The following is a 26,110-nucleotide window of genomic DNA, read 5'->3' as shown; positions in this document are numbered from 1 at the left end:
GGGCGTGAGCCGCATGGATGCGGCGACCGAGCTTACATGGACGTACTTGCAGCGGCCCCCGCAACCGGACCCACCCCGCCATCCCACGGAATGCCCGCTGTTGCTGTTGCTGTTGCTGTTGCCGTCAATTCGGCGGGTGCAGGGCGCAGCCCTGCCGACACCCCCTTACCGCACTGGCACGTCGTAGGCGGTACCGGAGTCCGGCTCGGGCTGCAGCGTGTAGTGCCACCACTCCTGCGCATAGTTGGCGAAACCACGCCGTGCCATCGCCTGTACCAGCTGCTGGCGGTTGGCCTTCTGTGCGTCATTCAGGCCGGGCGTCTGCGTATGCGCGCGCGGGCCGAAGAAATCGAAATCGGTGCCCATGTCCATCGGCGTACAGCGCCCGCTGCGGCAATCCAGCAGGCCCAGATCCACGGTGGCACCACGGCTGTGGCCGGAGCGCTCGGCGATGTAGCCGTCGCTCAGCAGCTGCGGCTTGTCCAGATCCGGATACTGCAGCGCCTTGCGCGACTGTTCCTGCGGATCACTTACCCAGGCCATGAACGCCTGCACCGCGCGCACCGGGCGATAGCAATCGTAGAGACGCAAGCCAAAACCCTGCGCGCGCAGGTCGGCTTCCACAGCAGCCAACGCCTTTGCCACTGGCGCCAGCAGATAACACGCGGGCGCCTCATAGCCGGGCACGCGCGCAGCGGTGAAGTTGTTGGCACCGGCGTAGCGGATGTCCATCTCGATGCGCGGTGACAGCGTGCGGATCTCCACCAGTCCCGCCGCAGTGACGTCGGTGGCGGGCGAGATGCGTGGTGGCTCAGCGGCGTGGGCCGCCGCTGCCAGGGCAATCGCCAGTACGAGTGAAATGCAGGTCCTGGAAGTCATAGCTGAAGTCGATCTCCGGATCGATGGCGCGCAGTTCCAGCGTCGGCGTGCCTGCATCGGGATTCAGCCACGCCTGCGCCGAGGGTTCCAGCGTATCCCACTGCAACAGCCAGCGACCCTGCAGCTGCTGCACCGTTGCCTGCAGCGTGGGCGATTTGTCGACGCTGAAGCGCAGACCGTTGGCGGTGGGACACAGCGAGGCGGGGCCAAGCCAGGGATCGCGGTAACGCCCCTGCCATTGCGCCAGATCGGTGGCGGCGGCCGGTTGCGCCGCCCGGGTGGAGGGCGCACGTCTTCCCGTGGCGGCACGCGCGGCCCGATCGGCCTTCAGCTCGGCCAGGTAGTACCCCACAGGTTGCGCGTCATCCGGCGCGGTGAACTGTTTCAGCGTCGACTGCATCAACGCGGTGCGGGCTTCTTCGGCCTCGCCGTTGATCAGCATCACCACGCCGACCTTGCGATCCGGCAGCAGCGCCAGCGAGGAATACATGCCCGACAGCGTACCGGTGTGCGCGACCTTCCAGTGCCCGTCCATGTCCGACACCCGCCAGCCCAGCCCATAGCCATAGAAGTGGGCGTTGTCCCACTTGCGTTGGCGTTCGCCCAATGGCATCGGCATGTGCAGCGTCCACAGCATGCGGCGTTGCTCGGCGCCCAACCACGCCGGTGCCAGCGCCGGGTCCAGCAGCACCTGCATCCAGCGCGTCATGTCGCGCAGCGAACAGCGGATGCCACCGGCCGCCATCGACGTCAGATCGGGGCTGAGCGTTCCATCGGCACCGGCCACCACATTGCGGCCATCGCGACGCACATGCGGTTGCGCGACATTGCCGACCTGCTTCACCGACCATGCGCCCACCTGGCAACGGGTCATCCCCAACGGTTCAAATACCCGCTCGCGCATCAGCTGGTCATAGGGCTTGCCACCGGCGGCCGCAGCCACCTCACCAGCAACGACGTACATCAGGTTGTCGTAGGCGTAGCCGCTGCGGAAACTGGTGACTGGCTTCAGGTGTGCCAGCCCGGCGATGACATCGCTGCGGGTGAAGGCATTGGGCTCGGGCCACAGCATCAGGTCACCGGCCCCCAGGCCGAGGCCGCTGTTGTGAATCAGCAGATCGCGCACCTGCAGGTGTTCGCCCACCCAAGGGTCATGCATGCGGAACGCCGGCAGGTGGCGGCGTACCGGGTCGTCCCAGCGCAGCTTGCCCTGCTCCACCAACGTGGCCAGCAGCGCGGCGGTCATCGCCTTGCTGTTGGAGGCGATCTTGAACAGCGTGTCTTCATCGATGCGGCCGCCGTCACCGCGCGCGCCTTCGGCGTGGCGATAGACCACCTGGCCATCCTCGACCACCGCCATCGCCAGCCCCGGCAGGTGCTCGTGCTGGCCCACGAAGGCGATGTCGGCGTCCAGGCGTGCGGTGTCCACCGCCCCTGCTGGGGCGGTGGGGCTGGCCAGTGCTGCAGCCAGTAGCAACAGACGATGCAAGTCAGTCTCCGTCAGGCAGCGCGCAGGCAGGTACGGCGTTCATCAAACCACGCCGCCCCGCAGGGCGGCGCGCAGATGCATCCTCAGTAATTCCAGGTCACCGTCAACTGCGCATAGCGCGGCGACTGGAATCCCGTGCCATAACCATACATCGGGTTCGGCGTGCCGATGCTGTCCTGCGGCTCGTAGTCCTGGTCCACGGTGACCACGCGCTGCTGGTTGAGCACGTTGTACACCGCCAGCTTCAGGCGCAGGTCAGTGGGGATCGGCACCTTGTAGGAAACGCTGACGTCCAGATCGTAGGTCCACGGGGTACGGCCATCGCCACCGCGCGGCGAATGCACGAACACGCGTTCGGAGGGCACCGTCGACTGGCAGTTGGACACACACACGTAATAGCTGTGGAAGTCGGTGTCGTCGAAGGGATTGCCCGCACCGAAGCGGGTGATCGGGCTGCCCGACTGCACGCCCAGGGTGGCGGCCACGCTGAGATTCTCGGTCAACGCGTAGCTGCCGCGGAACTTGAACTGATGGCGGCGGTCATTGGCCAGATAGCCATAACCGCGGTAGTTCACCCATGGGTTGTCGAAGTTCTCGGTGCGGCCAGCGTCGGCGAAGTCGGTATCGGAGTTGACCGGGCCTTCGGCGTTGCCGCGGCCGTAGGCCAGCGTATAGGAGGCATTGAAGCCCCACTTGCCATCCCACGCGCGATCGACCTGCAGTTCCAGCGCCTTGTAGTCACGCTTGGGCTTCACCCAGCCGCGTTGGCCCACGTAATTGCCGTCGTCGTCATACAGCGCCCAGCCTTCCTTGGAGGTGTCGATGTCGATCCAGCCATCGTTGCTGCCATCGCAATTGGTGTCCCCCCAGACTGTGTTCGTGCGCCCGGGGTTTCCCATGATCCAAACGCCGTCGATCGCACCACACTGGCCGGTGGCGGTGATGTTCATGTCATCGATGGCGTTGCTCAGGCGCCGGTAGGTGACGCTTGCGGCAACCGACCACGATTCACTCAGCATGTGCTGGAAGCCTAGAATCGCCTCATCCTGGTAGACCGGATCCATGTCCCGGTTCACTTCGGCGCGCAGGTCCGGGACGCTGCCATCGCCTTGCGAATTGTCGACCGGACCGATCTGGCCGCCCAGGTTCGGCACGTTGTTGGCGGCGCCGGTGTAGCCCAGGAACTCATACCAGGTGCGCTCATCGAGGAAGCCACCGGCCTGCTTGATGTTGATGACGTTGGCCACCGGCAGGTAGTAACGACCCAGGTTGCCGAACACCTTGGTGGTGCCATCACCACGAACGTCCCAGGCGAAGCCCAGGCGCGGCGCGATCATGTTGTCGATCTTGATGTAGCTGTCGCCGTCGCCACCCTTGTTGTCGAACCCTTCCACGCGCGCGCCGATGTTGAGCAGGAAGTTCGGGGTGACCTGCCAGTTGTCTTCCAGGTAGTAGGCTGAGTTGATGGTCTCGAACGAACCGGCCACTTCGTAGCGGCGGGTACGCGCGACCAGGCCGCTGGCGGGCACGGTGCCGCCGTTGAGTGGACTGCCCGGCGTGCGGTAGTAGATGTCGTAGCGCAGGCCACCGGGACCGGGATAGGCGCGCTCGTAGTCGGAGGTGTTTTCTTCGCGGTCCAGGCCAAAACGCAGCAGATGGTTGCCGATGGACCATTCAAAGTCGGCGCGCGCGGCCTTGCGCGTATCCAGCGCCGACTCCAGCTGCGAGCTGCTGGTGCAGCTGCGGTCACCCTGCAGGTTGGAAGGCACGCCCTGGCTGGCCGTGCGGTTGTCGAACACGCGGTTGCAGTTCTCGTCCATCAACGAGCTCTGCGTGCGATTGCGCTTGTTCTCGCCATACATCAGCTTCATGGTCAGATCGTTGTTGACCTGCCAACTGTAGGTGCCCGACCAGTTCCTGCCGCCCACCGTGTTGTAGATCTGGTTGTTGCGCTCGGCTGCGACAGTGCCGGTGTCATGGTCGTAGCGATAGACGTCGGTGACGGTATCGCTCTTGTCGGAGAATCCGAACAGCGACAGCATCTGGTTGTCGGTGATCTGCCAATCCAGCTTGCCGCCCCAGAACGGATCATCGGCGGTACCCCGGTTGAACACGGTACCGGCATCATTGGTCGAATTGGGCGTGTAGTCGCGCGCTTCGTACATGCCGAAGAAGAACAGCCGGTCCTGCACCAGCGCACCGGAGGCGAACACATTCAGCGCACTGCGCGAGTAGTCGTCACGGCTGGCGGTGATGTAACGGCTGCCGTCGCCGTCATAGCGGTCGCGCGCCTGCGACTGCCAGGCGCGCGGCTCGAAAACCAGTTCGGCACCGGCCTTGAAGTCGTTGCTGCCCGAGCGGGTGACGGCGTTGATGACGCCGCCGGTGCTGCGACCGAACTCCACCGAGTAGCCGCCGGTCTTCACCTGGAACTCCTGGTAGAACGAGAACGGTACCGACGAGAACCCGACCCGGTTGTAGAAATCGGTCACGTTCAGACCGTTGATGTAGACGGTGTTCTCCGCCACCGACGAACCACCGAAGGAGATGCCCTGTCCACCCAGCGAGCCCTTGCCCTTCACCGCGCCGGGCGCCAGCAGCGCCACCGCGGTGATGTCACGGTCCACCGGCAGCCGCGACAGTTCCTCGCGGGTGATGTTCGTGGCCGACTCGGTGGACTTCACGTCCACCATCGACACCACCTGCGGCGCGCGCACTTCCACGGTGCCCAACGTGCTGACCGCGCCCAGCGGCACATTCACCGTGGTTGCACTGCCCAGGCTAACGGTGACCTGGCCGACGCGGCTGGCAGCACCGCCCGGCAGGCTGACCTCCATGTCATAGGTGCCGACCGGCAACAACGGAATGCGGTAGCTGCCCTTGCTGTCGGCCTGCACCGAACGCACAAAGCCGGTGGCGGGGTTGCGCACGGTAACGGTGGCACCGGCAGGTACCTGCCCGGCATCGCTGGTCAGGCGGCCGACCACGGCACCGTCCTGCGCGAATGCGCTGGGCGCCAGCGTGGCCATGCACGCGCCGAGGGCGACGCACAAGGCCGCCCGCTTGATGTTGTAAGCCTTCATCCCCTGCTCTCTCCTGCAAGAATTGAATGGTGGTGGGGTGGTGTGTCGCGCTAGCGTTGCCCGGCTGGCAGTACCCGCCACTGGAAGTCGTAGTTCCATTGGTCGAAGTACAGGTTGCCGCCTGACCACTCGGCCTCGCCGCGCTGCGAGTCGACCGTTTCCGAGCGGTAGTGCTGTTTGGCCGGCACGAGCGCCTGGCCGAAATCGTCGTTGAAGGCGATGCGGTAGCCATCGAGGCCACCGAGGTAGAAGTCACGCAGCGCGGGCGTGTCGCTGGCCAGCGCACCGGTGGTCACATCCATCGGCAGCCAGCCATAGGGCGCCAGGTAGACCTGGCCCCAGTCGTGCAGGTTGTTGTAGCCGCTGCCATCGTCGGAGAACACCATGCCCGACTGCCAGCGCGCGGGAATGCCGTTCATGCGCAGCAGGGCGATCAACAGCAGTGTCTGCTGCCCGCAATCGGCATGACCGGCGCGCAACGCGTAGTCGCTGATGTTGCTGAGGGTCGAGTACTCGCGCGCACCGGCCCATGGAATGCGGTCGACTGCGGCGAACAGCTTGCGTACCACTTCATACGGGCGTGTCTCGCCCTGCAGCACCTGGTCGGAGAACAGCTTCAGCGCCGGCGTGAAGCGCACGTGCGGCAGCTGCTCGGCCAGATAGGGCTTCAATGCTGGATCATCCGGCGTGGCCTGCACCTTCGTCGCATCGATTGCCGTGTGGCGCGCGAAGATTGTCACCGCATAGCGGATTTCAAAGTGCGTCGGCTGCCCGGCCACCGCCTTGGCTTCCAGGTAGGCGGTGCGCTGCTGGGTGCTGGCCGGGGCGACTCGAGCCTTGCCTGGTGCACTGCCGATCCACTGCACGCGCTCCTGCTGGCCGGGAATCTCGCGCGGGTACGGAATCCAGGCACGCACGGTTTCGCCGGCCGGTACGGCATCCGCCTTGACCGTCAACGATTGGGTGAATTCGATGCGCTGCGGCAGCACGGATGCCATGCCGCTCTGTTCGGCGGCAGCAACCACGCGCGCGTGATGCGCGTTGAGCACCTCGTTGGGGCCCGGCGCCGGCATCGGCGCATCCGCGCGGCGGCGTGCACGCGCTTCATCGCTGAGCAGGAACAGGTTCGATGGTGCGCGCTTGAAGTACCAGCGCGTGCCATCGATGTCGAGATGCTCGATCAGGCCAAGCTGGTCCCAGCGCGCGAATTCCTCGTCGGTCAGGTCGGGAATCCAGCGGCGTACCGCTGCTTTGGCAGCGGCTTGGTCAAAGGAGAAATCCAGTTTGATGCGGCGCATGCGCTCGCGCTGGAACGCGCTTTCGGCAGCATCGCCAGCGGTCGCCAGCAACGCATCGGCATCGCTGAAACGACCGCTGTCGACCAGATCGATCAGCTGCGTTTCCCGTTCGCGATCAGTGGCGCTGCGCGGATCCGCGGCCGGTGCCGCCGACGCCCACAGCAGCAGCGCGGCACACAGGCCGGCAGCGGCAGGCAGAGACGGTTTGCGAACGGCAGGATCCACAGCGACACTTCCCAAGCGCGGGTGGTAACGGCTGTGTAACACGGGCCGGAAGACCGGTCAATAATTTATTCTTGCTTTCGGGGCCGAAAGGAATAAATATTCCAACAGGCATTCGAGGAGGGTGTGCAGCGCATGATCCTGGCTTCCCGCGAACCGCGTCGGCACTGGCCGCACCGGTTGACCTTGGCACTGGCCCTGGGCCTGCTGGGCGCACCCGCATTCACCCAGGCGGCCACGCCTGTACCCGACCCCGGCGCCCCGCTGCCTTACGTGATCGGCCTGCACGAGGCCTACCTCACCGCGGACTACTGGGCGGCACGGCTGGACAATGCCGACGTACCTATCCTGGACCGCGCGCAGATCGAGGCGCAGAACGCACGGATGCGCGCGCAGGACAAGCACATCCAGGACATCGCCACCCTCCCTGCGCAGCTCAGCGCGGCACAGGTGCGTGACAGCATCACCACGCTGTCGAGCTGGCCCACGCGGGCGCTGTATGACGACAAGGGCCGCGCCATCGCACCGGACGTGCGCAGCGCGATCGAAGCCAACCTCGGTCTCGATGCAGTTCCGTCGCAGGTGTCGCCGGACTACGCCCTGGTGGTGAAGCGCGCCGCGCTGCGCACCTTCCCCACCCGCCAGCGTGTCTTCAGCACCGTCGGCGATACCGACATCGACCGCTTCCAGGAGTCGGCACTGTTCCCCGGCGACAAGGTTGCCGTCGTCCACCGCAGCACCGACGGCCGCTGGCTGTTCGTGCACAGCGAGCGCTACAGCGCATGGATCGAAGCCGACGCGGTGGCTAGCGGTGACAAGGCCACGGTGCTCGGCTACGGCGCGAAGGGCCCGTACCGCATCGTCACCGCCGCCACAGCGCACACCGCCTACACACCCGAAGAACCGCGCGTATCGCGCCTGCAGCTGGACATGGGCATGCGCCTGCCGGTGTTGGCCGACTGGCCCGCCGCTGAGCCGGTGAACGGGCAACAGGCGCACGCCTCTTGGGTGGTGCAGCTGCCGGTGCGCGAGGCCGATGGCCGCCTGAAGCTGGTGCCGGCGCTGCTGCCGCGCTCGCAGGACACCGCCGCCGACTACCTGCCGCTGACTCCGCGCCTGCTGCTGCAGCAAGCGTTCAAGTTCCTCGGCGAGCGCTACGGCTGGGGCCACGACTACGACACCCGCGACTGCAGTGGATTCGTATCGGAGATCTACCGCAGCTTCGGCGTGCTGCTGCCACGCAATACCAGCGCACAGGCGGTCAGTCCCGCGCTGGACCGCTTGCCGTTCACCGCCAAGGACGGCAAGGCCGTGCGCGACCGCGCTGTCACCGATCTGCAGGTGGGTGACCTGGTCTACATCCCCGGCCACGTGATGATGGCCATCGGCCACGTCGATGGCCGCACCTGGGTGATCCACGATACCGCGGGCGGCAGCTGGTTCGGCGCCGACGGCAAGCGTGTGCAGGCCCACCTCAATGGCGTATCGGTCACCCCGCTGGAGCCGATGATGGCCAGCGACAGCGTCCGCTACATCGATCGCATCACCAACATCCAACGCCTGCGTGCCAAGAACCCCTGAATGAAGATCACCGCCATCGAACTGGGCATGCTGCGCGTGCCGCTGAAGACCCCTTTCAAGACCGCGCTGCGCACGGTGGAAACCGTGGAGGACGTGGTGGTGCTGATCCGCACCGACAGCGGCCACACCGGCTACGGCGAGGCGCCTGCCACCGCGGTGATCACCGGTGACACCCACGGCTCGATCATCGAAGCGATCCGGCACTTCATCGCCCCGCGCCTGATCGGCCAGGAGGTGGTCAACCTCAACCGCCTGTGCACGCTGGTGCAGACCGCGATGGAGCGCAACACCAGCGCCAAGGCGGCGGTGGAGATCGCCCTGTACGACCTGTGGGCGCAGCTGCATGGCGCGCCGCTGTACCAGATGCTCGGTGGTGGCGACCCGGTGATCACCACCGACATCACCATCAGCGTGGACTACATCGACAAGATGGTGGCCGATTCGCTGTCGGCGATCGAACGCGGCTTCGAGTCGCTGAAGATCAAGGTCGGCAAGGACATCGGCGTGGACATCGAGCGGGTCAAGGCGATCCATGCCGCCGTCGAAGGCCGCGCGCTGCTGCGCCTGGATGCCAACCAGGGCTGGACCGCCAAGCAGGCGGTGCATGCGATGCGCACGCTGGAAGATGCAGGTGTGGTGCTGGAACTGCTGGAGCAGCCGGTCAAGGCCGCCGACATCAGCGGCCTGAAGTACGTGACCGACCGGGTCAACACCCCGGTGATGGCCGACGAGAGCGTGTTCAGCCCGAGCCAGGTGATGGACCTGATCCAGCAGCGTGCCGCCGACATCATCAACATCAAGCTGATGAAAACCGGTGGCCTGTCCAACGCAATCCGCATTGCCGACATCGCCGGCATCTACGGCGTGCCGTGCATGATCGGCTGCATGATCGAATCCAGCATCAGCGTGGCCGCAGCGGTGCACCTGGCGGTAGCCAAGAGCGATGTGATCACCAAGGTCGACCTGGATGGCCCCTCGCTGGGGCAGTTCGATCCGGTCAGCGGCGGGGTGCGCTTCAACGAGTCGGAGATCAGCATCAGCGATGTGCCGGGGTTGGGCATTACCGAAGTGCGGGGGTTGGAGATGCTGGGTTGATTTCTGCCTTGCGGCTGGCTTGGCGTACAACTGACGTTGGGTCGGGCGTTACTTTTCTTTTCGCGAAAAGAAAAGTAACCAAAAGAAACGCTCCGCCGGCCGCGAGCCGACGTGCTGCGCACGCCGGTGCCCTGCGCTCCTCGGTCCGCCGAGGGACGGCGCGGAACTCGCTGCGCTCAGACACCCGCGCCTCTTCGCCCTCGCCGGACCTGCGGTGCTCGGCTCGCTTGAAGGCGGACTCAACTGCAGCTCCGGGTAGATCCACGCCATGCGTGGATGCCCTTGCTCCTGCTTTTTCCCCACTCCGTACCCCCTTCGCAGCTGGCACCCGCCCGAGCCACCACATACTCTGCTCTACGCCGCCAACCGCAACGCGGTCCTCTATGCTCCAGCGCACGACCATCGGACGCCCCGCATGCCGCCCCTGCTGAAAATCCGCACCGAGCGCGGGCAGATGTCGGCCATCGAACGCCGCATCGCCGACTTCATCCTCGACAACGCGCACCTGCTGCGCGACTACTCCTCGCAGCAGCTGGCCAGCGCGCTGGGCATCAGCCAGTCCAGCGTGGTCAAGTTCAGCCAGAAGCTCGGCTTCAAGGGCTACCCGGACCTGAAATATTCCATCGGCGAGGACGTCGCCCGCGCCGGTGCCGACCCACAGCAGGTGCCCGCCGAACCGGACATCAGCGATGACTACCTGCGCCTGGGCGACGCCCTGCGCCGCAGCAAGGCCCAGGCCGAGGAAGAAACCCGCCAGGCCAACCCACGCGAGGAGATCGAGCGCATCGTGCAGCTGCTCGACGGCGCGCCCAAGCTGTTTGTGTACGGCTTGGGTGACGACGGCCTGTACGCGCGCGAATTCGCCATGCGGCTGTCGCTGCTCGGCCTGCTGGTGGTGCCGCATACCGATCCGATCCTGATGCTGGCCAACCTGTCCGCCGCGCGCCCGGGCGATGTGCTGCTGATGTTCTCCGAGTTCGGCAAGTTGCCACAGCTTTCGCAGCTGTCGCGCCAGTTCCAGGACATGGGCGGCAAGGTGGTGTCGATCACCCGCCACACCGCCAACCCGCTGCGTGCGCATGCCGATGCGGCACTGGTGGTGTGCGCGCACGACCGCGCGCCGCAGGTGGCGCAGCTGCTGTACCGTAGCGCCATGCATGCCCTGCTCGATTTCCTGTTCGTGCTGCTCTGCCACGCCAATCCGGATCGCCAGCAGCAGCTGGCGGTGAACCTGGAACGGATCGACCACCTGCTGGATTCCTGACCGGAGCGCCCGATGAACCTGCTGCTGGCCCGCCTTGCATCTGCCGCGCTGCTGCTCGTTGCCGCAGCTGCTCTCCACGCTGCCCCACTGGACAACGCTCGCCAACTGATCGTGGTCACCAGCGAGACCTGGGACAGCACGCAGGGCCAGCTGCAGGCCTTCGTGCGCGACGGCAAGCACTGGCGCAGGCACGGCCAGGCCTTCCCGGTGGCGCTGGGTCGCACCGGCAGTGCCTGGGGCCTGGGCCTGCATCCTGCCCAGACCGACGGTCCGCAGAAACAGGAAGGCGATGGCCGCAGTCCGGCCGGTGTGTTCGCGCTGGGCAGCGCGTTCGGCTATGCCATCACCCGGCCCGGCACGGCGATGACCTATCAGCCGATGCTCGAGAGCAGCTACTGCATGGACGTGCCAGCATCGCCGTTCTACAACCGCATCGTCGATGCGAAGAAGGTGGGCAGCGCCGCCATAGCCGGTTCCACCGAACCGATGCGGCTGGACCTGCACAACCAGGGCGACGTGCGTTACCGGGAAGGCTTCGTGATCGCGCACAACCCGGACAACCAACCCGGCAAGGGCAGCTGCATCTTCGCCCATCTGTGGCGCCAGCCCGGCGAGGCCACCGCTGGCTGCACTGCGATGCCAGAGGTGCGCATGCAGGCGTTGCTGGACTGGCTGCGCCCGCAGGACACGCCACGCTTCGTCCTGTTGCCAAGGGTCGAATACCGGCGCCTGCAGGCACAGTGGAAACTGCCCGCGCTTGAAGGGGCCGTACGTTGAGCGCCGCCGACGAACCCCAACTGCAGCGCGCGGTCAGCCGCTGGCAGATCGTCGGCCTGTCCATCAACGATGTGGTCGGCAGCGGCATCTACCTGCTGCCGGCGGCCACGGTCGCCCTGCTCGGCCCCTTCAGCCTGTGGGGCGTGGTCGCCGCCGGCATCGTCGTCGCCCTGCTGGTGCTGTGCTACGCGCAGGCGGCCAGCTATTTCGATGAACCCGGTGGCAGCTATCTGTACGCGCGCGAAGCCTTCGGCCGCTTCGCCGGCTTCGAGATCGGCTGGATGATCTGGCTGACCCGCATCAGCTCGGCCGCAGCGCTCAGCAATGCGCTGGCCGACGCTGTGGCGCGGTTCTGGCCGTGGGCAGGCGCAGGCATGGGCCGTATCGCGATCATCGTTGTCTCGCTCGGTTTCCTCACCGGGGTGAACATCATCGGCGTGCGTTCGGCCGCCCGCACCGGCATCGTGCTGGTGATCGGCAAGATGCTGCCGCTGCTGTTGTTCGTGGCCATCGGCGCGTTCTACATCGACCCACAGCTGGCCTTCTCCGGCCAGCGCCCGGACCCGCACGACCTGCAGCGCATGGGCGAGGCGGCGCTGCTGTTGCTGTATGCCTACGCCGGGTTCGAGAACATTCCGGCCGCAGCCGGTGAATACCGCAACCCACGCCGCGACATCCCGTTCGCGCTGATCACCATGATCGTCACCGTCACCGTGATCTACGCGGCGGTGCAGATCGTGGCGCAGGGCACGCTGCCCGGCCTGGCCAACTCGGCCACGCCACTGGCCGATGCGGCCTCCAGCTTCGGCGGCGAGGCGCTGGCGCTGATCCTCACCGTGGGCGCGACCATCTCCATCCTCGGCACCAACAGCAACACGATGATGATGGGCCCGCGCTTCCTGTTCGCCCTAGCCCGCGATGGCTACGGCCCGAAGGTACTGGCGCAGGTGCACCCGCGCTTCCGTACCCCGGCCGCGGCGATCTTCTGCCAGGGCCTGATCGCCCTCGGCCTGGCGCTGTCCGGGTCGTTCGTGCAGCTGGCACTGCTGTCGATGACCACACGCCTGTTCGCCTACATCGGCACGGCCGCCGCAGTGCTGGTACTGGCCAAGCGCTATGCCGACCGTCCCGGCGCGCTGAAGCTGCCCGGCGGCCCGTTGATTCCGGTGCTGGCCCTGCTGCTGTGCGTGGCCCTGTTTGCCAGTGCCAGCTGGCAGAACATCGTCGCAGCGCTGGTCGCCTTCGCCGTTGGCGCGGTGATCTACAAGCTGCCGCGCAAGGATGCCGCTGCTGATTGACCTGCCGATCACGCTGCCGGTCCGGCGCGTTAACCGGCCGATGGGCACGATCAGGCTTCGTCCACTACGGAGCCTTCTGTCCATGAGCCCCGATTACCAGATCCCCGGTCGCGTGCCGGAAGACAGCACCCCGCGCGAGGCCATTTCCGACTACTGGCGCGACCGCTACAGCGCCGAACCGTATTACGACGCCAGCCTGCTGTTCGATGACTACGAGCCGGCCTATCAGATCGGCCACGCAGCACGCTTCAACGAAACCCGCGCCGATCAGGTGATCCGCGCCTACGAACAGGTCGAAGCGGAGTTGCAGTCCCGCTGGGCGACCGAGCGCGGCAAGAGCCGCCTGGAATGGGATCAGGCCCGCGCCGCTGTCCGCCGCGGTTGGGATGAAGCCCATGTAGCCGATCCGCGGCTGACGCGCCACGGTTGACCCCTCCAGCAGTTGACTGATGCAGCCCCAGTAGCGCCGAGCCCCTGCTCGGCGCCTTCTGCGTTGCAGGCCTGGGCCGGGCAGGCGCTCGGCGCTACCTCAGCCGGTCATTCCTGTTCCGGCAGCGGCGGGATCGACGAAGCACGCTTGGGCTCGGCCGCGTTGGCGGCAATCAGGTCGCGGGTGTTCTTCTGCACCGCCACCGCGCCAAACAGCGACAGCGCGAACGCCATGCCGTAGAAGCCCTTTTCGCTCAGCACCAGGGTGGCGTTCCACAGGCCGACCAGCAGCAGCAACAGCGCCGACAGCAGTGCGAACCAGCACAGCGCGTAGTACAGGCCGCTCACCGGAATGGCCTCGACGCGGTCGCGCACGCTCTTCTGCAGCGATACCGCCGCAAACAGGCCGAACAGCAGCAGGGTCAGGTAATAGCCCTTCTCGTTCAGCGGCATCTCGGCATTGAACAGGCCGACCAGGTAGGCCACCGCGCCCAGCAGCAGGGCCACCCACGAGGCGGCGATGAAGGCGGGCGAGGGTCGATGGATGAGGGGTGCGTTCATTGCAGGTCCTTGGCAGACAGGCGGGCAATGCTTTGCCCGGGCGACAACACCCTAGACGATCCGCGCCATGCCGCACAGAGGGGAGCAGGACCTTCGGGCCACGACCGTCACCGCCCCGGTGGTATACAAGGGAGAGCCTGGCCATCCGCATCCCCTTCCGCTGGAGATACCCATGACCCGCACGCCCCTGCTGCTCGCCCTCGGCCTGCTGCCGATCCTCGCCACCACCGCCTGCAACGCGGCCGGCCCTGATGCGTCTGGCCAGAAGGCCCCGGCGACCGCCGCGGCCAGCGCAGACCAACGTCCCTTCACCGCCACCGAGGTCAGCCGGTTCGACCAGCCGTGGGCGATGACCTTCCTGCCCGATGGCAGCCTGCTGGTCACCGAAAAGCGCGGCAAGCTGCAGCACCTGGACCTGGCCAGCGGCCAGAAACATGAGATCACCGGTGTGCCGAAGGTCGCCTACGGCGGCCAGGGTGGGTTCGGTGACGTCATCCTGCATCCGGATTTCGCCCGCAACCATGTGGTGTACGTCAGCTACGCCGAGGAAGGCACGCTGGACACGCGCGGCGCTGCCGTGGCCCGTGCCACCCTCGCCCTCGATGCCAACGGTGGCGGCCAGCTGAAGGACCTGAAGGTGATCTGGCGGCAGACGCCGAAGGTCAGTGGCGAAGGCCACTACGGCCACCGCCTGGCCTTCGGCCCGGACGGCAAGCTGTGGATCAGTTCGAGCGAACGGCAGAAGTTCGATCCTGCGCAGGACATGAGCGGCAACCTGGGCAAGATCATCCGCCTCAACGACGACGGCAGCCTGCCGGCCGACAATCCGTTCGCCTCGCAGGGCGGTGTGGCCGCGCAGGTGTGGTCGCTCGGCCACCGCAACGTGCTGGGCATCGCCTTCGATGCCAACGGCAAGCTGTGGGCGCAGGAGATGGGCCCGGCCGGCGGCGATGAGCTGAACCTGATCGTGCGCGGTGCCAACTACGGCTATCCGATCGTGTCCAACGGCGACCACTACGACGGCCGTCCGATTCCCGACCATGACACCCGCCCGGAGTTCGCCGCACCGAAGGTGACCTGGAATCCGGTGATTTCCCCGGCCGGCCTGATGTTCTACAGCGGCAGCCTGTTCCCGCAGTGGAAGGGCAGCGCCTTCATCGGCGGGCTGTCGTCCACCTCGCTGGTGCGGATTGCCTTCGACGGCGACAGCGCGCGCGAGGCCGAACGCTTCAACATGGGCGAGCGCATCCGCGAAGTGGAACAGGGCCCGGACGGCGCGCTGTGGCTGCTGGAAGACGGCAGCAAGGCACGGCTGCTGAAGCTCACGCCGAAGGCCTGACGGCCGGTGGTGCCGGCTGCTGGCCGGCACCTGCAGGAGCCCTGGTTGCCGGCCCGCGGCCGGCACTACCGATCTGGAACGGCCCTGCATACGTGGCCGTTTTCGTTACTGGATGGTGCCGACCTTCACCTCGGTGCGCGTGCAGGCCTTGTCCAGGCACTGGCCGGTCAGCCAGACCTGGCCATCGCCGATCATCACGCCCTGCTGGTTGACGAACACCGTCCCGAAGTCCTGCGCGGACACCGCCTTGATCACCGCCGGGGTGATGATCTTTTCGTAGTTGCGCTGGAATTCACCGGGCCCGGTGATCTTCCTGCCACCGCTGATGTTCAACGGGAAACGCACTTCTTCAACCACCGCCGCGCGATCGCCACCGACCACTGCGGTCTTGAAGGCAGTGAATACTTTCTCATACTGCGCCGCATCGCCGAGCAGCGTCTCGATGCGCGCGCGGGCGTCATCTGCCGCCGCAGGTGCTGCGGGGTTGGCAGCATCGGCCGGCGTCGCAGCCGCATCCTTGGCGTGCTCCGCCGCAGCCTGTGGCGCGGCGACCGCATCGGGCGTGGTGCTGGCGGCCGCTTCGGCCGGCGTCGCGCCCGTCATCGGCGGAGGCGCATCGGCGGCAGGTTCGGGCGGCGGTGCCGGCTGCGAGCACGCTGCCAGCAACAGGACAGGAACAAGGTAGGCCATCGTGCGCATGCGCGGTCTCCATCGGATCAGGCTCCGATGGTAGCGCCGGGCCGTGCCCGGCGTGTTCGCCATGGGTGAGGACGCCGGGGATGGCCCGGCGCTACTCATTGCCAGTAGATCCACGCCATGCGTGGATGCTCTACCGATCAGGCCTTCAGCAGTTCGAACTGCACCGCGTCACCAGCCATCGACGAGGCGCACACCCACACGTCGAACAGGCCCGGCTCGGCACGCAGCACGCCGTCGCGGCCGGTGAATGCCAGCTGTTCACGGGTCAGGGTGAACACCACCTCGGCCGACTCGCCCGGCTGCAGGGCCACCTTGCGGAAGTCCTTCAGCTCGCGCACCGGCCGCACGCGGCTGGCCACGCGGTCGTGGATGTACAGCTGCACCACTTCCTCGCCGGCCACGCTGCCGGCATTGGTCAGCGTGGTGGTCACGGTCAGGGTGTCGTCCCAGCCGACGCGCGCAGTGCTCAGCTGCGGCACGCCGTAGGCGAAGGTGGTGTAGCCGATGCCATGGCCGAACGGGTACAACGGCTCGTTCGGAATCTCGCGCCAGCGTGCCTTGAATTCCGACATCGTCGGCAGTTCCGGGCGACCGGTGCGCGGGTGGTTGTAGAAGTACGGCTGCTGGCCGGACACCTGCGGGAAGCTGACCGGCAGGCGGCCGGAGGGGCTGTAATCGCCGAACAGCACATCGGCCACGGCATGGCCGGTCTGCGTGCCCAGGTACCAGGTGATCGCAACGGCATGCGCATTGCGCACCGCGCCCTGCAGGGCCAGCGCGCGACCATTGCGCAGCAGCACCACCAGCGGCTTGCCGGTCATCGCCACCGCTTCGGCCAGCGCCTGCTGTGCCGGCGGCAGGGTGATCTCCACGCGCGACTGCGCCTCGCCGCTGTAACGCTGCGGCTCGCCCAGCGCCAGCACCACCACGTCGGCGCGCAGCGCAGCGGCCACGGCCGCCTCGGTGCCACCGGCAATGGCGGCCTCCAGTTCGCATCCCGGCACCACTTCCAGCAGCGCGTCATCGCCGATGGCCGCGCGCACGCCGGTTTCCAGATCCACGTAGCGCTGCTTGTCGCCGAACAGCGTCCAGCAGCCTTCGATGTTGTCGCGGTCCTGCACGAACGGGCCGATCAGCGCGATCTTCTGCCCGTTCTTCTGCAGCGGCAGCACGTTGTCGCGGTTGTTCAGCAGCACGATCGAACGACGCGCGGCATCACGCGACAGTTCGTCATGGGCGTCGATATGGGAGGTATCGGCTTCGCGCGCCGGGTCCAGCGAGCGGTACGGGTCGTCGAACAGGCCGATGGCTTCCTTCAGCCACAGGATGCGGCGCACGCCTTCATCCAGCACGCTCATCGGCACCTCGCCGCTCTCCACCAGGCCCGGCAGGTGCTCGGCGTAGAAGCCGCTCTGCATGCTCAGGTCCAGGCCGGCGGTGAACGCCTTGGCGGTAGCATCGCGGTCGTCGGCGGCATAACCGTGCGCGACCAGTTCCATGTCGGCGGTGTAGTCGGAGATCACCACGCCCGGGAACTTCCATTCACCGCGCAGGATGTCGGTCAGCAGCTCGGCGTTGGCGCTGGCCGGCACGCCGTTGATGTCGTTGAACGAGGACATCACGGTGATCGCGCCAGCGTCGAAGGCCGCCTTGAACGGCGGCAGGTGCACATCGCGCAGGGTCTGCGGCGAAATGTCCACCATGTTGTATTCCATGCCGGCCATCACCGCGCCGTAGGCGGCGAAGTGCTTGGGCGTGGCCAGCAGCGAGTCGGCGGCCCGCAGGTCGCTGCCCTGGAAGCCACGCACGCGGGCAGCGGCGAAGGCACAGCCCAGTACCACGTCCTCACCGGCACCTTCGGCACCGCGGCCCCAGCGCTGGTCACGGGCGATGTCTACTGCCGGTGCGTAGGTCCAGTGCAGGCCGGCAGCGGTAGCTTCAACCGCAGTGGCGCGCGCGGTGCGCTCGGCCAGGTCCGGCTCGAAGCTGGCGGCCTCGCCCAGCGGAATCGGGAACACCGTGCGCATGCCGTGGATGACGTCGGCCGCCAGGATCACCGGGATGCCCAGGCGGCTCTCCTCGGTGGCGACCTGCTGGATGCGGCGGCCGAGCTCGGCGCCGACACCGTTGAACAGCGAGCCGACCTTGCCCTCGCGCACCTGCTGCAGCACCTGGTCGGCATTGCGCACGTTGGCTTCCGGGTTCACGTCCGGGGCGAACGGGCGGACCATGTCCGCGAAGACACCCAGCTGGCCGACTTTTTCCTCGACGGTCATCTGGGCAATGAGGGATTCGATGCGATCGGAGGCCACCGGCAGTCCTTGATGAAAACGTTTACAAGCCCGGCATTCTAGCGATCCCGGACGATTTGGCGAGAGGTTTCGTCATTCAGTTTCAGCCACCAGCCGGATCCGTACGGTCTGGCCGGGGGCATCGCAGCTTACTCCGAGCCGGCCAACTGGCGCTGCCCGGCCATCAACATCGCGTCGCTGGACGCCTGGAACACCCGCAGGCCAAAGGCCGGCAGGATCGCCAGCAGGTGGTCGAAGATGTCCGACTGCACCGCCTCGTATTCGCCCCAGGCGGTGCTGCGGGTGAAGCAGTACAGCTCCAGCGGCAGGCCTTCGGTGGTCGGCTGCAGCTGGCGCACCAGCAGGGTCATATCGGTATGGATGCCCGGGTGGCTGGCCAGATAGCGCTCCACGTAGGCGCGGAAGGTGCCCAGGTTGGTCACCCGGCGGCTGTTGACCTCGGCCACGCCCTGCTCGCGCAGGCGCCCGTTCCACTGGCCCAGTTCCTGCTGCTTGCCGCGCAGGTAGTCGCCCAGCAGGGCGAACTGGCCGAGGAAGGCCAGGTCCTGTTCCTCCATGAAACGCACGCTGTGCTGGTCCAGGAACAGCGCGCGCTTGATCCGGCGGCCACCGGCCTCCTGCATGCCGCGCCAGTTCTTGAACGACTCGGTCACCAGCTTCTTGGTCGGGATGGTGGTGATGGTCTTGTCGAAGTTCTGCACCGTCACCGTATGCAGGGCGATATCGATGACATCGCCGTCGGCATTCTGGCTGGGCATCTCGATCCAGTCGCCGATACGGATACGCCCATCACCACTGATCTGCACGCTGGCCACCAGCGACAGGATGGTGTCCTGGAAGATCAGCATCAGTACTGCGGTGGCCGCGCCCAGGCCGGTGACCAGGTAGCGCAGGTCGACACCGGCGAGGGTGGCAACGATCGACAGCCCGGCGATCACGAAGATGATGATCTTGGCGACCTGCAGGTACCCCTTGATCGGCTTGTTGCGCGCCTCGGGGCGACGTTCGTACAGGTCGCTGGCCGCATCCAGCGCATGCGAGAACGCCATCGACACGGTCAGTACCGCCCACACGATGCACAGCTTGATGATGACGTTGACCAGGCCTGGCGGCAGGTCGGGAATGAGGGTGATGCCCGAGGCGATCACCTGGCTGGGCACCACGTTGGACAGCCGCGAAATGACCCGCATCAGATGGCTGCCACGCCCGGACTCGGCGCCCGGCAGGCGCTGCAGCAGGCGTCGCAGGCCGCGCAGCAGGATGCGCTTGGTCACCCAGTTGGCCAGGCCGGCGGCAACCAGCAGCGCCGAGATCATCAACGCCAGGTAGGCGCCAGGATAGGGTTCCAGTGTGTTCTGCAGCTTTTCCAGCCACTGTACCGCCACCACTGCGTCCACCATCGGTTGTCTCCTTCTTCATTGCTGTTGAGGTTGCCGGCCAGCGGCCGGCACTACCGGGGGTTGCCAGCCGATGGCCGGCACTACCGGCGTGTCAGTCCCGCGAGCGTTCGATGATCACGCCGACCGCACGTGCACCACGCACCGCCCCGGGCTTGCTCAGCTTCAGGCGCAGCCACTTCACGTCGAACTCGTCCAGCACGATCTGCGCGCAGCGCTCGGCCAGGGTCTCCACCAGGCCGAACTCCGATTCGCGCACGAACTGCTCCAGGCGCTTGCTGACTGCCTTGTAGTTCAGGGTATGGGCAATGTCATCGCTGGCGGCCGGGCGACGGTTGTCGAACCCCATCTCCAGATCGAACACCAGGTCCTGGCGGATCCGCCGCTCCCAATCGTAGATGCCGATCAGGGCGTCGATCGTCAGCCCTTCGATGAAAACCTTGTCCATTGCGGTTACCAGCCGGAAAACAGGCGGCCATGGTAACGGGACGGCAGTGAGCCTGCCCGGAACGGAGGCGGGTCGCCGGGCATTCGCAAGGTCTGGAAAAGACAAAGGGCCCTGCTAGCGGGGCCCTTTGGTACTACCGTTTTGTCCCCGGGGGGAGCTTTCTCAAGCCGCGGGTCCCGGTGGCGCAGGCACTGAGGTTAGGCAAGGACCCAATCGCCGGTCAAGGCCAATTGCGACAAAGCAACTCACGGAATTCGTCCGAGCCGAAACACAGGGAATCGGTCACGCAGGCAACGGCGTTCCCCGATGGTGATCGCCGCCGTCTCTGGCCAGCATCGACCCTTCCTTCACCACCGCACATCACGATGGCTGCATACGATGCATTGAGGCGCGCTCTGTCAGCGGAGCGCCTGTCGACCTACGAGAGAATTGCATCGGCCTGCAGCCCGGGTGTCACCGCCGAATCCCTGTACCTGTGGAACATGCGGATGTGCGGTGCGCTGATGATGCCGGTGCATCTGTGCGAAGTTGTCATCCGCAACGCAGCCGCATCGGCGCTGGCCCGGCAACATGGGCCTCGATGGCCGTGGAATGATGCCTTCCGACGCAGGCTGCCGGCATCTTCATCCGCTTCGGCGAGAACCGCACTGGAACTGGTCACCGGCCGTACCACCGACACGCCCGAGATCGTCGCCAACCTGCCGATGGTTTTCTGGCAGCAGCTCTTCACCTGCCGCTTCGACGCTTCGCTGTGGATACCAGCACTCAGCGGCGTTCTACGCCATGCGCCTTCGGCCCATCCCAGTGTCATCAGGAAAGCCATCCACGCAGATATCGGACGCATCCGCCACCTGCGCAACCGCATCGCCCACCACGAACCGATCCTTGAGCGCGACATCGGCGCCGACCTGGCCGCGATCGGGCGGCTGATCCACGCCCGGTGCCCGCACACGCTGGCATGGCTGCAGCGCCATGAACGGGCCACCACGGTGCTGGCGGCCTCGCCGTTGGCAGGGCGTCCATAATGCGTCCGCCGGGCATGGCCCGGCGCTACCGGTTGCGGGGCTTCACACCGCCGGCAGCGTCGCCATGTCCCAACGCGGGGTGACGTCCACCTTCGGCGGGCTGTGCTGGCCCGCCAGCAGGCGCAGCGCGCCGGCGAAGGCGATCATCGCGCCGTTGTCGGTGCACAACGCCGGCCGCGGGAAGCAGGCGCGGCCGCCGAGGCGCTCGGCCATCTGCTGCAGGCGGGCACGAAGGCGCTTGTTGGCACCCACGCCGCCGGCCACCACGATCACATTGGTGCCGGCCGCTTCCAGCGCGCGTTCGCACTTGATGCACAGGGTCTCGACCACGGCGTCTTCAAAGCCACGGGCGATGTCGGCGCGGGTCTGCTCGCTCTGGTCGCTGTCGCGCCAGGCCATCAGGACCTGGGTCTTCAGGCCGGAGAAGCTGAAATCCAGGCCCGGGCGGTCGGTCATCGGCCGCGTGAAGCGGTAGACGCCCGGCGTGCCCTGCTCGGCCAGCGCGGCCAGCTGCGGCCCGCCCGGGTACGGCAGGCCCATCATCTTGGCGGTCTTGTCGAAGGCTTCGCCTGCGGCGTCGTCCAGGGTTTCGCCCAGCAGCCGGTACTGGCCGATGGCATCGACGGCCACCAGCTGGGTATGGCCACCGGACACCAGCAGGGCCACGAACGGGGCCTGCGGCGGATCGTCTTCCATCAGCGGCGCCAACAGGTGACCTTCCATGTGGTGCACGCCCACGGCGGGGACCTCCAGCGCCCAGGCCAGCGACCGGGCCACGCCGGCGCCCACCAGCAGCGCCCCGACCAGGCCGGGGCCGGCGGTGTAGGCCACCCCGTCGATGTCGTTCACGCCAAGCCCGGCCTCGGCCAGCGTCTGCCGGATCAACGGCAGCAGCTTGCGCACGTGGTCACGGCTGGCCAGTTCAGGCACCACACCGCCGTACTCGGCGTGCAGGGCGATCTGGCTGTAGACCGCATGGGCGCGCAGGGCAGCGCTGCCGGCCAGGTCGGTGTCATACACCGCCACGCCGGTCTCGTCACAGGAAGATTCGATGCCAAGGACTCGCATGCCTGCTATTATGACGCCCCTGCCAACCCCTCGGGGAACTGGCAGGCCTCACTGCAATCCAACAACTTGCCCCTATTCAGGATTTGTGGCTTGCAGTTTGTTTATTCGCCACTATAATGTGCGGCTCGCCGGGCGTGACCCGGTTCTACTGTGTCCCGGAGATTCCATGCCCAGCGTCAAAGTCCGCGAGAACGAACCCTTTGAGTTTGCTCTTCGCCGCTTCAAGCGCACTTGCGAAAAGGCCGGTGTGCTGGCCGAAACCCGCAAGCGCGAGTTCTACGAAAAGCCGACCCAGGAGCGCAAGCGCAAGGCCGCCGCTGCTGTGAAGCGTCAGCTGCGCCGCTCGTCGCGCGACGTTACCAAGCGTCAGCGCCTGTACTGATCGGACGCATCTTCATTGCGGTGGGCATTCCCTGCCGCGATGGAGTCGAAGCCGGCACGCGCGAGCGTCGCCGGCTTTTTGCGTTTCCGGGCCCGGGCATCCGCCCTGCCCCACTACCACCACGAGGTTCGTCATGAGCATGAAGCAGCAGCTCACCGAAGACATGAAGGCCGCCATGAAGGGCGGCGAGAAGCACAAGCTGGGCGTCATCCGCCTGATCAACGCCGCCATCAAGCAGAAGGAAGTCGACGAGCGCATCGAGCTCGACGACACCGCCGTGATCGCGGTGCTCGACAAGATGGTCAAGCAGCGCAAGGACTCGGTCAGCCAGTTTGAAGCGGCCAACCGCGAAGACCTGGCGGCAATCGAGCGCGCCGAAATCGTGGTGATCGAAGCCTACCTGCCGGCCAAGATGGGCGAAGCCGAGATCGTCGCGGCCATCCAGGCGGCCATCGCCGAAACCGGCGCCAGCAGCGCGGCCGACATGGGCAAGCTGATGGGCGCACTGAAGCCCAAGCTGGCCGGCCAGGCCGACATGGGCCTGGTGTCCAAGCTGGTCAAGCAGGCGCTGTCGTAAGCAACGCCAGACCCGGGTCCCTTCCGCACTGCGAAGGGACTGCGGGACGCGCTCCTGCGCACCTGCTTCACCGCGTCTTCGACGTGGTGCTGCTACAACTCCGGCATGGTTGATCCAACGTCCCACGCCCCCGAAGACCGCGCGCCGCACGGCGGCCCCGCGTCCCTGCACAAGTACATCAAGCGCCTGCAGGACAGTTTCCCGATGGCCGTCGTCAAGCGCTTCGTCGAAATCGACGTGCTGACCCAGGCCGCCTCGGTTTCCTTCTATGCCCTGCTGTCGATGGCGCCGCTGCTGGTGCTGCTGCTGTGGCTGACCGCCTCGCTGTATCCGCCGGCACAGCAGGCCCTGGTCGACCAGATCAGCTCGGTGGCCGGCAGCAGTGCCGCGACCGTGGCCGAAACCGTGCTGAAGAATGCCGACAACCAGCCCGACGTCGGATCGCTGGCCGGGCTGTGGAGCACGCTGCTGCTGTTCGTTGGCGCCACTGCGGTGTTTGCCCAGTTGCAGAACGCACTGAACCTGATCTTCCGCACCAGCGGCGAACGCCTGGAGGGCATCAAGGCGTGGCTGCGCAAACGCGTGTTCTCCTTCGGCGTGGTGCTGGCGCTGGGCTTCCTGCTGATCCTGTCGATGACCGCCACCACCGTGCTGCAGGTGGCCTTTGCGCAGCTGCCCTCGATCCTGCCGGCCATCGGCTACCTGACCAGCCTGCTGCTGTACGCGGTCGGCTTCGCCTTCATGTATCACTACCTGCCGGACCGGCGCGTGGCGTGGCGCCAGGCCTTCATCGGCGGCCTCATCACCTCGGCGCTGTTCGCGCTCGGCCGCTATGGCATCGGCGTGTACATCGCCACCGTCGCACCGGGCAGCGCTTACGGCTCGATGGGTGCGCTGGTGATCTCGCTGGTCTGGATCTACTACGCCACCGTGGTCTTCTTCGTCGGCGCGCTGATGACCGCGGTGATCGATGAACGCCTGCGCGCACGCCATCATCTGCTGGCTGCCGGCATCGACCCTGGCACTGCGGCGAACGCGCCCGGGAACGTGGCCGGCAAGGGGTAAACTAGGGGGACTGACTTCCCCCTTCCGCGTGGCTGCCGCCGCGCCCTGCCTCGTTGCCCATGGCCCGTATCCCCGACGCTTTCATCGACGACCTGCTGGCCCGCTCCGACATCGTCGAGGTGGTGGGCAGCCGCGTGCCGTTGAAGCGCCAGGGCAAGGAGTACGCCGCGCGCTGCCCGTTCCATGACGAACGCTCGGCCTCCTTCACCGTCTCGCCGACCAAGCAGTTCTATCACTGCTTCGGCTGCGGCGCGCACGGCACGGCCATCAGCTTCCTGATGAACTACGACCGCCTCGAATTCCTCGACGCGGTGGATGAACTGGCCAAGCGTGCCGGCATGGAAGTGCCGCGCAGCGAGAATCCACGCAGTGCCCAGCAGCAGGATGACAGCCGCGAGCTGTATTCGGCGCTGGACGCGGCAACCAAGTTCTTCCAGAAGAACCTGGAAGGCAGCGAGAAAGCCCGCAGCTACCTCGATGGCCGCGGCGTGGATGAAGAGAACCGCGCGCGCTTCCAGATCGGCTATGCACCTGATGGCTACAGCGGCCTGCGCGACGCACTGGGCAAGGACGAGCGGCGGATGAAGCTGCTCGACCGCGCCGGCCTGTTCTCCAAGAACGACCGCGGCCACGTCTACGACAAGTTCCGCGACCGGGTGATGTTCCCGATCTTCGACCGCCGTGGCCGGGTGATCGCCTTCGGCGGGCGCGTGTTCGAGAAGGATGACGGCCCCAAGTACCTCAACTCGCCCGAGACCGCGCTGTTCCACAAGGGCCGCGAGCTGTACGGCCTGTGGCAGGTGCGCCAGGCCAACCAGAAGATCGAGCGCTTGATCGTGGTCGAGGGCTACATGGACGTGGTCTCGCTGTTCCAGTTCGGCGTCACCCAGGCGGTGGCGACGCTGGGCACGGCGACCACGCCGGACCACGCCGAACTGTTGTTCCGCAACGCGCCGGACGTGTTCTTCTGCTTCGATGGCGACGCCGCCGGCCGCCGCGCCGGCTGGAAGGCGCTGGAATCGGTGCTGCCACGCATGAAGGACGGCCGCCAGGCCTTCTTCCTGTTCCTGCCCGACGACGAAGACCCGGACAGCATCGTGCGCAAGGAAGGCGCCGAGGCCTTCGACGAACGCTTGAAGCAGGCCACGCCGCTGTCGCAGTTCTTCTTCGACGAGCTGACCCGCGAGATCAACCTGGGCACGCTGGATGGCAAGGCACGGCTGGCCGAGCGCGCCAAGCCGATGCTGGCGCAGATTCCCGATGGTGCCTTCGGCGACCTGATGAAGCAGCAGTTGGCGCAGCTGACGGGGCTGGGCGGCAACGCGCAGGCGGGCCGGCCGCAGATGCCGCAACGCGCCGCTCCGCGCACGATCCAGCCGGCGGCCAAGCGCAGCCTGGTGCGTGGCGCGATCGCCGTCCTGCTGCAGCAGCCGTCGCTGGCCCTGACCCTGGGCGGCAAGCACCACTTCCAGGGCCTGCGCCTGCCGGGCGTTGAGCTGCTGCTGGAATTGCTGGGGCTGGTCGAACAGCGCCCGGACATCAGTACCGGCGCCCTGCTGGAGCATTTCGACGGCCGCGAAGAACAGGCCTCGCTGCACACCTTGGCCGCGCAGACGCTGGCGGGCGATGAAGCGATGTGGACGGTGGAACTGCATGACGCGGTCGGCCAGCTGGAGAAGCAGCTGCTGTTCCAGCGGATCGACGACCTCAACGCCAAGCAGCGACAACAGGGTCTGGACGATACTGACAAGTACGAGATGCGCGAGCTGCTGAAGGCGCGCGCCAATCTGCGCCTGTAGCGGCAGAACACATTCCCGGAGAG

22 protein-coding genes are annotated in these 26,110 nt (G+C 66.6%); 12 read left to right on the top strand and 10 right to left on the bottom strand.

Annotation, left to right across the window (positions count from 1 at the left end):
- Positions 1-165 precede the first annotated feature (165 nt).
- The 4 genes from M2299_RS17820 to M2299_RS17805 form a co-directional block, all read right to left on the bottom strand.
- Complete coding sequence (locus M2299_RS17820) at positions 166-879, bottom strand: M15 family metallopeptidase (RefSeq protein ID WP_033830184.1); 714 nt, start codon at positions 877-879, stop codon at positions 166-168.
- On the bottom strand, positions 812-2,368 hold the full coding sequence (locus M2299_RS17815) for a serine hydrolase domain-containing protein (RefSeq protein ID WP_280884764.1): 1,557 nt from the start codon (positions 2,366-2,368) through the stop codon (positions 812-814). The genes M2299_RS17820 and M2299_RS17815 overlap by 68 nt, the downstream gene beginning before the upstream one ends.
- 83 nt (positions 2,369-2,451) lie before the next feature.
- On the bottom strand, positions 2,452-5,451 hold the full coding sequence (locus M2299_RS17810; protein WP_280884763.1) for a TonB-dependent receptor: 3,000 nt from the start codon (positions 5,449-5,451) through the stop codon (positions 2,452-2,454).
- Between the two features lie 50 nt (positions 5,452-5,501).
- On the bottom strand, positions 5,502-6,974 hold the full coding sequence (locus M2299_RS17805; protein WP_280884762.1) for a transglutaminase domain-containing protein: 1,473 nt from the start codon (positions 6,972-6,974) through the stop codon (positions 5,502-5,504).
- 132 nt (positions 6,975-7,106) lie between these two features.
- Between M2299_RS17805 and M2299_RS17800 the strand changes: the two genes are divergently transcribed.
- The 6 genes from M2299_RS17800 (at position 7,107) to M2299_RS17775 (ending at position 13,416) form a co-directional block, all read left to right on the top strand.
- Positions 7,107-8,552 carry an SH3 domain-containing protein gene (locus M2299_RS17800; protein ID WP_280884761.1) on the top strand — a complete coding sequence of 482 codons (1,446 nt, stop codon included), beginning with the start codon at positions 7,107-7,109 and terminating at the stop codon, positions 8,550-8,552.
- On the top strand, positions 8,553-9,647 hold the full coding sequence (locus M2299_RS17795) for a dipeptide epimerase (protein WP_025878242.1): 1,095 nt from the start codon (positions 8,553-8,555) through the stop codon (positions 9,645-9,647). It begins immediately after the preceding gene.
- Positions 9,648-10,062: 415 nt separating this feature from the next.
- Entirely contained in the window at positions 10,063-10,911 is an 849-nt protein-coding gene (locus M2299_RS17790) for a MurR/RpiR family transcriptional regulator (protein ID WP_180831641.1), read from the top strand.
- A gap of 12 nt (positions 10,912-10,923) precedes the next feature.
- On the top strand, positions 10,924-11,688 hold the full coding sequence (locus M2299_RS17785) for a L,D-transpeptidase family protein (RefSeq protein WP_280884760.1): 765 nt from the start codon (positions 10,924-10,926) through the stop codon (positions 11,686-11,688).
- Positions 11,685-12,986, top strand: a complete 1,302-nt coding sequence (locus tag M2299_RS17780; protein ID WP_033830177.1) for an amino acid permease — start codon at positions 11,685-11,687, stop codon at positions 12,984-12,986. The genes M2299_RS17785 and M2299_RS17780 overlap by 4 nt, the downstream gene beginning before the upstream one ends.
- An 82-nt stretch (positions 12,987-13,068) precedes the next feature.
- Positions 13,069-13,416 carry a hypothetical protein gene (locus M2299_RS17775; protein WP_025878246.1) on the top strand — a complete coding sequence of 116 codons (348 nt, stop codon included), beginning with the start codon at positions 13,069-13,071 and terminating at the stop codon, positions 13,414-13,416.
- Positions 13,417-13,523: 107 nt separating this feature from the next.
- Here M2299_RS17775 and yiaA read toward each other — a convergent pair whose 3' ends face one another.
- Positions 13,524-13,976, bottom strand: coding sequence for an inner membrane protein YiaA (gene yiaA, locus M2299_RS17770; RefSeq protein ID WP_025878247.1), 453 nt, complete (start codon positions 13,974-13,976; stop codon positions 13,524-13,526).
- 172 nt (positions 13,977-14,148) lie between these two features.
- On the opposite strand from yiaA, the gene M2299_RS17765 reads away from it, so the two are divergent.
- Entirely contained in the window at positions 14,149-15,315 is a 1,167-nt protein-coding gene (locus M2299_RS17765; RefSeq protein ID WP_280884759.1) for a PQQ-dependent sugar dehydrogenase, read from the top strand.
- 105 nt (positions 15,316-15,420) lie between these two features.
- Here the strand turns inward: M2299_RS17765 and M2299_RS17760 are convergent, their stop codons facing one another.
- The 4 genes from M2299_RS17760 to folB all read right to left on the bottom strand — a co-directional run bounded on the left by M2299_RS17760 (position 15,421) and on the right by folB (position 20,171).
- The gene (locus M2299_RS17760; protein ID WP_280884758.1) at positions 15,421-16,014 is read right to left on the bottom strand and encodes a hypothetical protein; all 594 of its coding nucleotides are present in this window, start codon (positions 16,012-16,014) and stop codon (positions 15,421-15,423) included.
- Positions 16,015-16,151: 137 nt separating this feature from the next.
- Positions 16,152-18,326, bottom strand: coding sequence for a glycoside hydrolase family 3 N-terminal domain-containing protein (locus M2299_RS17755; protein WP_280884757.1), 2,175 nt, complete (start codon positions 18,324-18,326; stop codon positions 16,152-16,154).
- Positions 18,327-18,454: 128 nt separating this feature from the next.
- Positions 18,455-19,726 carry a mechanosensitive ion channel domain-containing protein gene (locus M2299_RS17750; RefSeq protein ID WP_280884756.1) on the bottom strand — a complete coding sequence of 424 codons (1,272 nt, stop codon included), beginning with the start codon at positions 19,724-19,726 and terminating at the stop codon, positions 18,455-18,457.
- 91 nt (positions 19,727-19,817) lie between these two features.
- Positions 19,818-20,171: a dihydroneopterin aldolase gene (folB, locus tag M2299_RS17745; protein ID WP_025878255.1), complete on the bottom strand. Its 354-nt coding sequence runs from the start codon at positions 20,169-20,171 to the stop codon at positions 19,818-19,820.
- A gap of 365 nt (positions 20,172-20,536) precedes the next feature.
- Here folB and M2299_RS17740 point away from each other — a divergent pair, with 365 nt between their 5' ends.
- Positions 20,537-21,196 carry a hypothetical protein gene (locus M2299_RS17740; protein ID WP_080150741.1) on the top strand — a complete coding sequence of 220 codons (660 nt, stop codon included), beginning with the start codon at positions 20,537-20,539 and terminating at the stop codon, positions 21,194-21,196.
- A 42-nt stretch (positions 21,197-21,238) separates the two neighbouring features.
- On the opposite strand, the gene tsaD is transcribed toward M2299_RS17740, so the two are convergent.
- Positions 21,239-22,264, bottom strand: a complete 1,026-nt coding sequence (gene tsaD / locus M2299_RS17735) for a tRNA (adenosine(37)-N6)-threonylcarbamoyltransferase complex transferase subunit TsaD (protein WP_049468546.1) — start codon at positions 22,262-22,264, stop codon at positions 21,239-21,241.
- A gap of 166 nt (positions 22,265-22,430) precedes the next feature.
- On the opposite strand from tsaD, the gene rpsU reads away from it, so the two are divergent.
- From rpsU to dnaG, 4 genes are all read left to right on the top strand, one after another.
- Positions 22,431-22,646: a 30S ribosomal protein S21 gene (gene rpsU, locus M2299_RS17730; RefSeq protein WP_002808376.1), complete on the top strand. Its 216-nt coding sequence runs from the start codon at positions 22,431-22,433 to the stop codon at positions 22,644-22,646.
- 133 nt (positions 22,647-22,779) lie between these two features.
- Positions 22,780-23,223, top strand: a complete 444-nt coding sequence (locus M2299_RS17725) for a GatB/YqeY domain-containing protein (RefSeq protein ID WP_032975623.1) — start codon at positions 22,780-22,782, stop codon at positions 23,221-23,223.
- 105 nt (positions 23,224-23,328) lie between these two features.
- On the top strand, positions 23,329-24,288 hold the full coding sequence (locus M2299_RS17720; RefSeq protein WP_051501539.1) for a YihY/virulence factor BrkB family protein: 960 nt from the start codon (positions 23,329-23,331) through the stop codon (positions 24,286-24,288).
- A gap of 59 nt (positions 24,289-24,347) precedes the next feature.
- A complete protein-coding gene (gene dnaG / locus M2299_RS17715) occupies positions 24,348-26,087 on the top strand; it encodes a DNA primase (protein WP_280884755.1) in 1,740 nt (579 codons plus the stop codon).
- Positions 26,088-26,110: the final 23 nt, after the last annotated feature.

Source organism: Stenotrophomonas sp. 1278 (assembly GCF_029892765.1).
Lineage (GTDB): Bacteria > Pseudomonadota > Gammaproteobacteria > Xanthomonadales > Xanthomonadaceae > Stenotrophomonas > Stenotrophomonas indicatrix.
Note: the sequence above shows the minus strand (reverse complement) of the source record. Positions and strands in the feature narration are given on the sequence as shown.

Bases quoted from the DNA above. Each gene is read 5' to 3' on its own strand.
- M2299_RS17820 (WP_033830184.1), bottom strand. From the start codon at position 879: ATGACTTCCAGGACCTGCATTTCACTCGTACTGGCGATTGCCCTGGCA.
- M2299_RS17810 (WP_280884763.1), bottom strand. From the start codon at position 5,451: ATGAAGGCTTACAACATCAAGCGGGCGGCCTTGTGCGTCGCCCTCGGC.
- M2299_RS17800 (WP_280884761.1), top strand. From the start codon at position 7,107: ATGATCCTGGCTTCCCGCGAACCGCGTCGGCACTGGCCGCACCGGTTG.
- M2299_RS17795 (WP_025878242.1), top strand. From the start codon at position 8,553: ATGAAGATCACCGCCATCGAACTGGGCATGCTGCGCGTGCCGCTGAAG.
- M2299_RS17790 (WP_180831641.1), top strand. From the start codon at position 10,063: ATGCCGCCCCTGCTGAAAATCCGCACCGAGCGCGGGCAGATGTCGGCC.
- M2299_RS17785 (WP_280884760.1), top strand. From the start codon at position 10,924: ATGAACCTGCTGCTGGCCCGCCTTGCATCTGCCGCGCTGCTGCTCGTT.
- M2299_RS17775 (WP_025878246.1), top strand. From the start codon at position 13,069: ATGAGCCCCGATTACCAGATCCCCGGTCGCGTGCCGGAAGACAGCACC.
- yiaA (WP_025878247.1), bottom strand. From the start codon at position 13,976: ATGAACGCACCCCTCATCCATCGACCCTCGCCCGCCTTCATCGCCGCC.
- M2299_RS17765 (WP_280884759.1), top strand. From the start codon at position 14,149: ATGACCCGCACGCCCCTGCTGCTCGCCCTCGGCCTGCTGCCGATCCTC.
- M2299_RS17760 (WP_280884758.1), bottom strand. From the start codon at position 16,014: ATGCGCACGATGGCCTACCTTGTTCCTGTCCTGTTGCTGGCAGCGTGC.
- M2299_RS17750 (WP_280884756.1), bottom strand. From the start codon at position 19,726: ATGGTGGACGCAGTGGTGGCGGTACAGTGGCTGGAAAAGCTGCAGAAC.
- folB (WP_025878255.1), bottom strand. From the start codon at position 20,171: ATGGACAAGGTTTTCATCGAAGGGCTGACGATCGACGCCCTGATCGGC.
- M2299_RS17740 (WP_080150741.1), top strand. From the start codon at position 20,537: ATGGCTGCATACGATGCATTGAGGCGCGCTCTGTCAGCGGAGCGCCTG.
- tsaD (WP_049468546.1), bottom strand. From the start codon at position 22,264: ATGCGAGTCCTTGGCATCGAATCTTCCTGTGACGAGACCGGCGTGGCG.
- rpsU (WP_002808376.1), top strand. From the start codon at position 22,431: ATGCCCAGCGTCAAAGTCCGCGAGAACGAACCCTTTGAGTTTGCTCTT.
- M2299_RS17725 (WP_032975623.1), top strand. From the start codon at position 22,780: ATGAGCATGAAGCAGCAGCTCACCGAAGACATGAAGGCCGCCATGAAG.
- M2299_RS17720 (WP_051501539.1), top strand. From the start codon at position 23,329: ATGGTTGATCCAACGTCCCACGCCCCCGAAGACCGCGCGCCGCACGGC.
- dnaG (WP_280884755.1), top strand. From the start codon at position 24,348: ATGGCCCGTATCCCCGACGCTTTCATCGACGACCTGCTGGCCCGCTCC.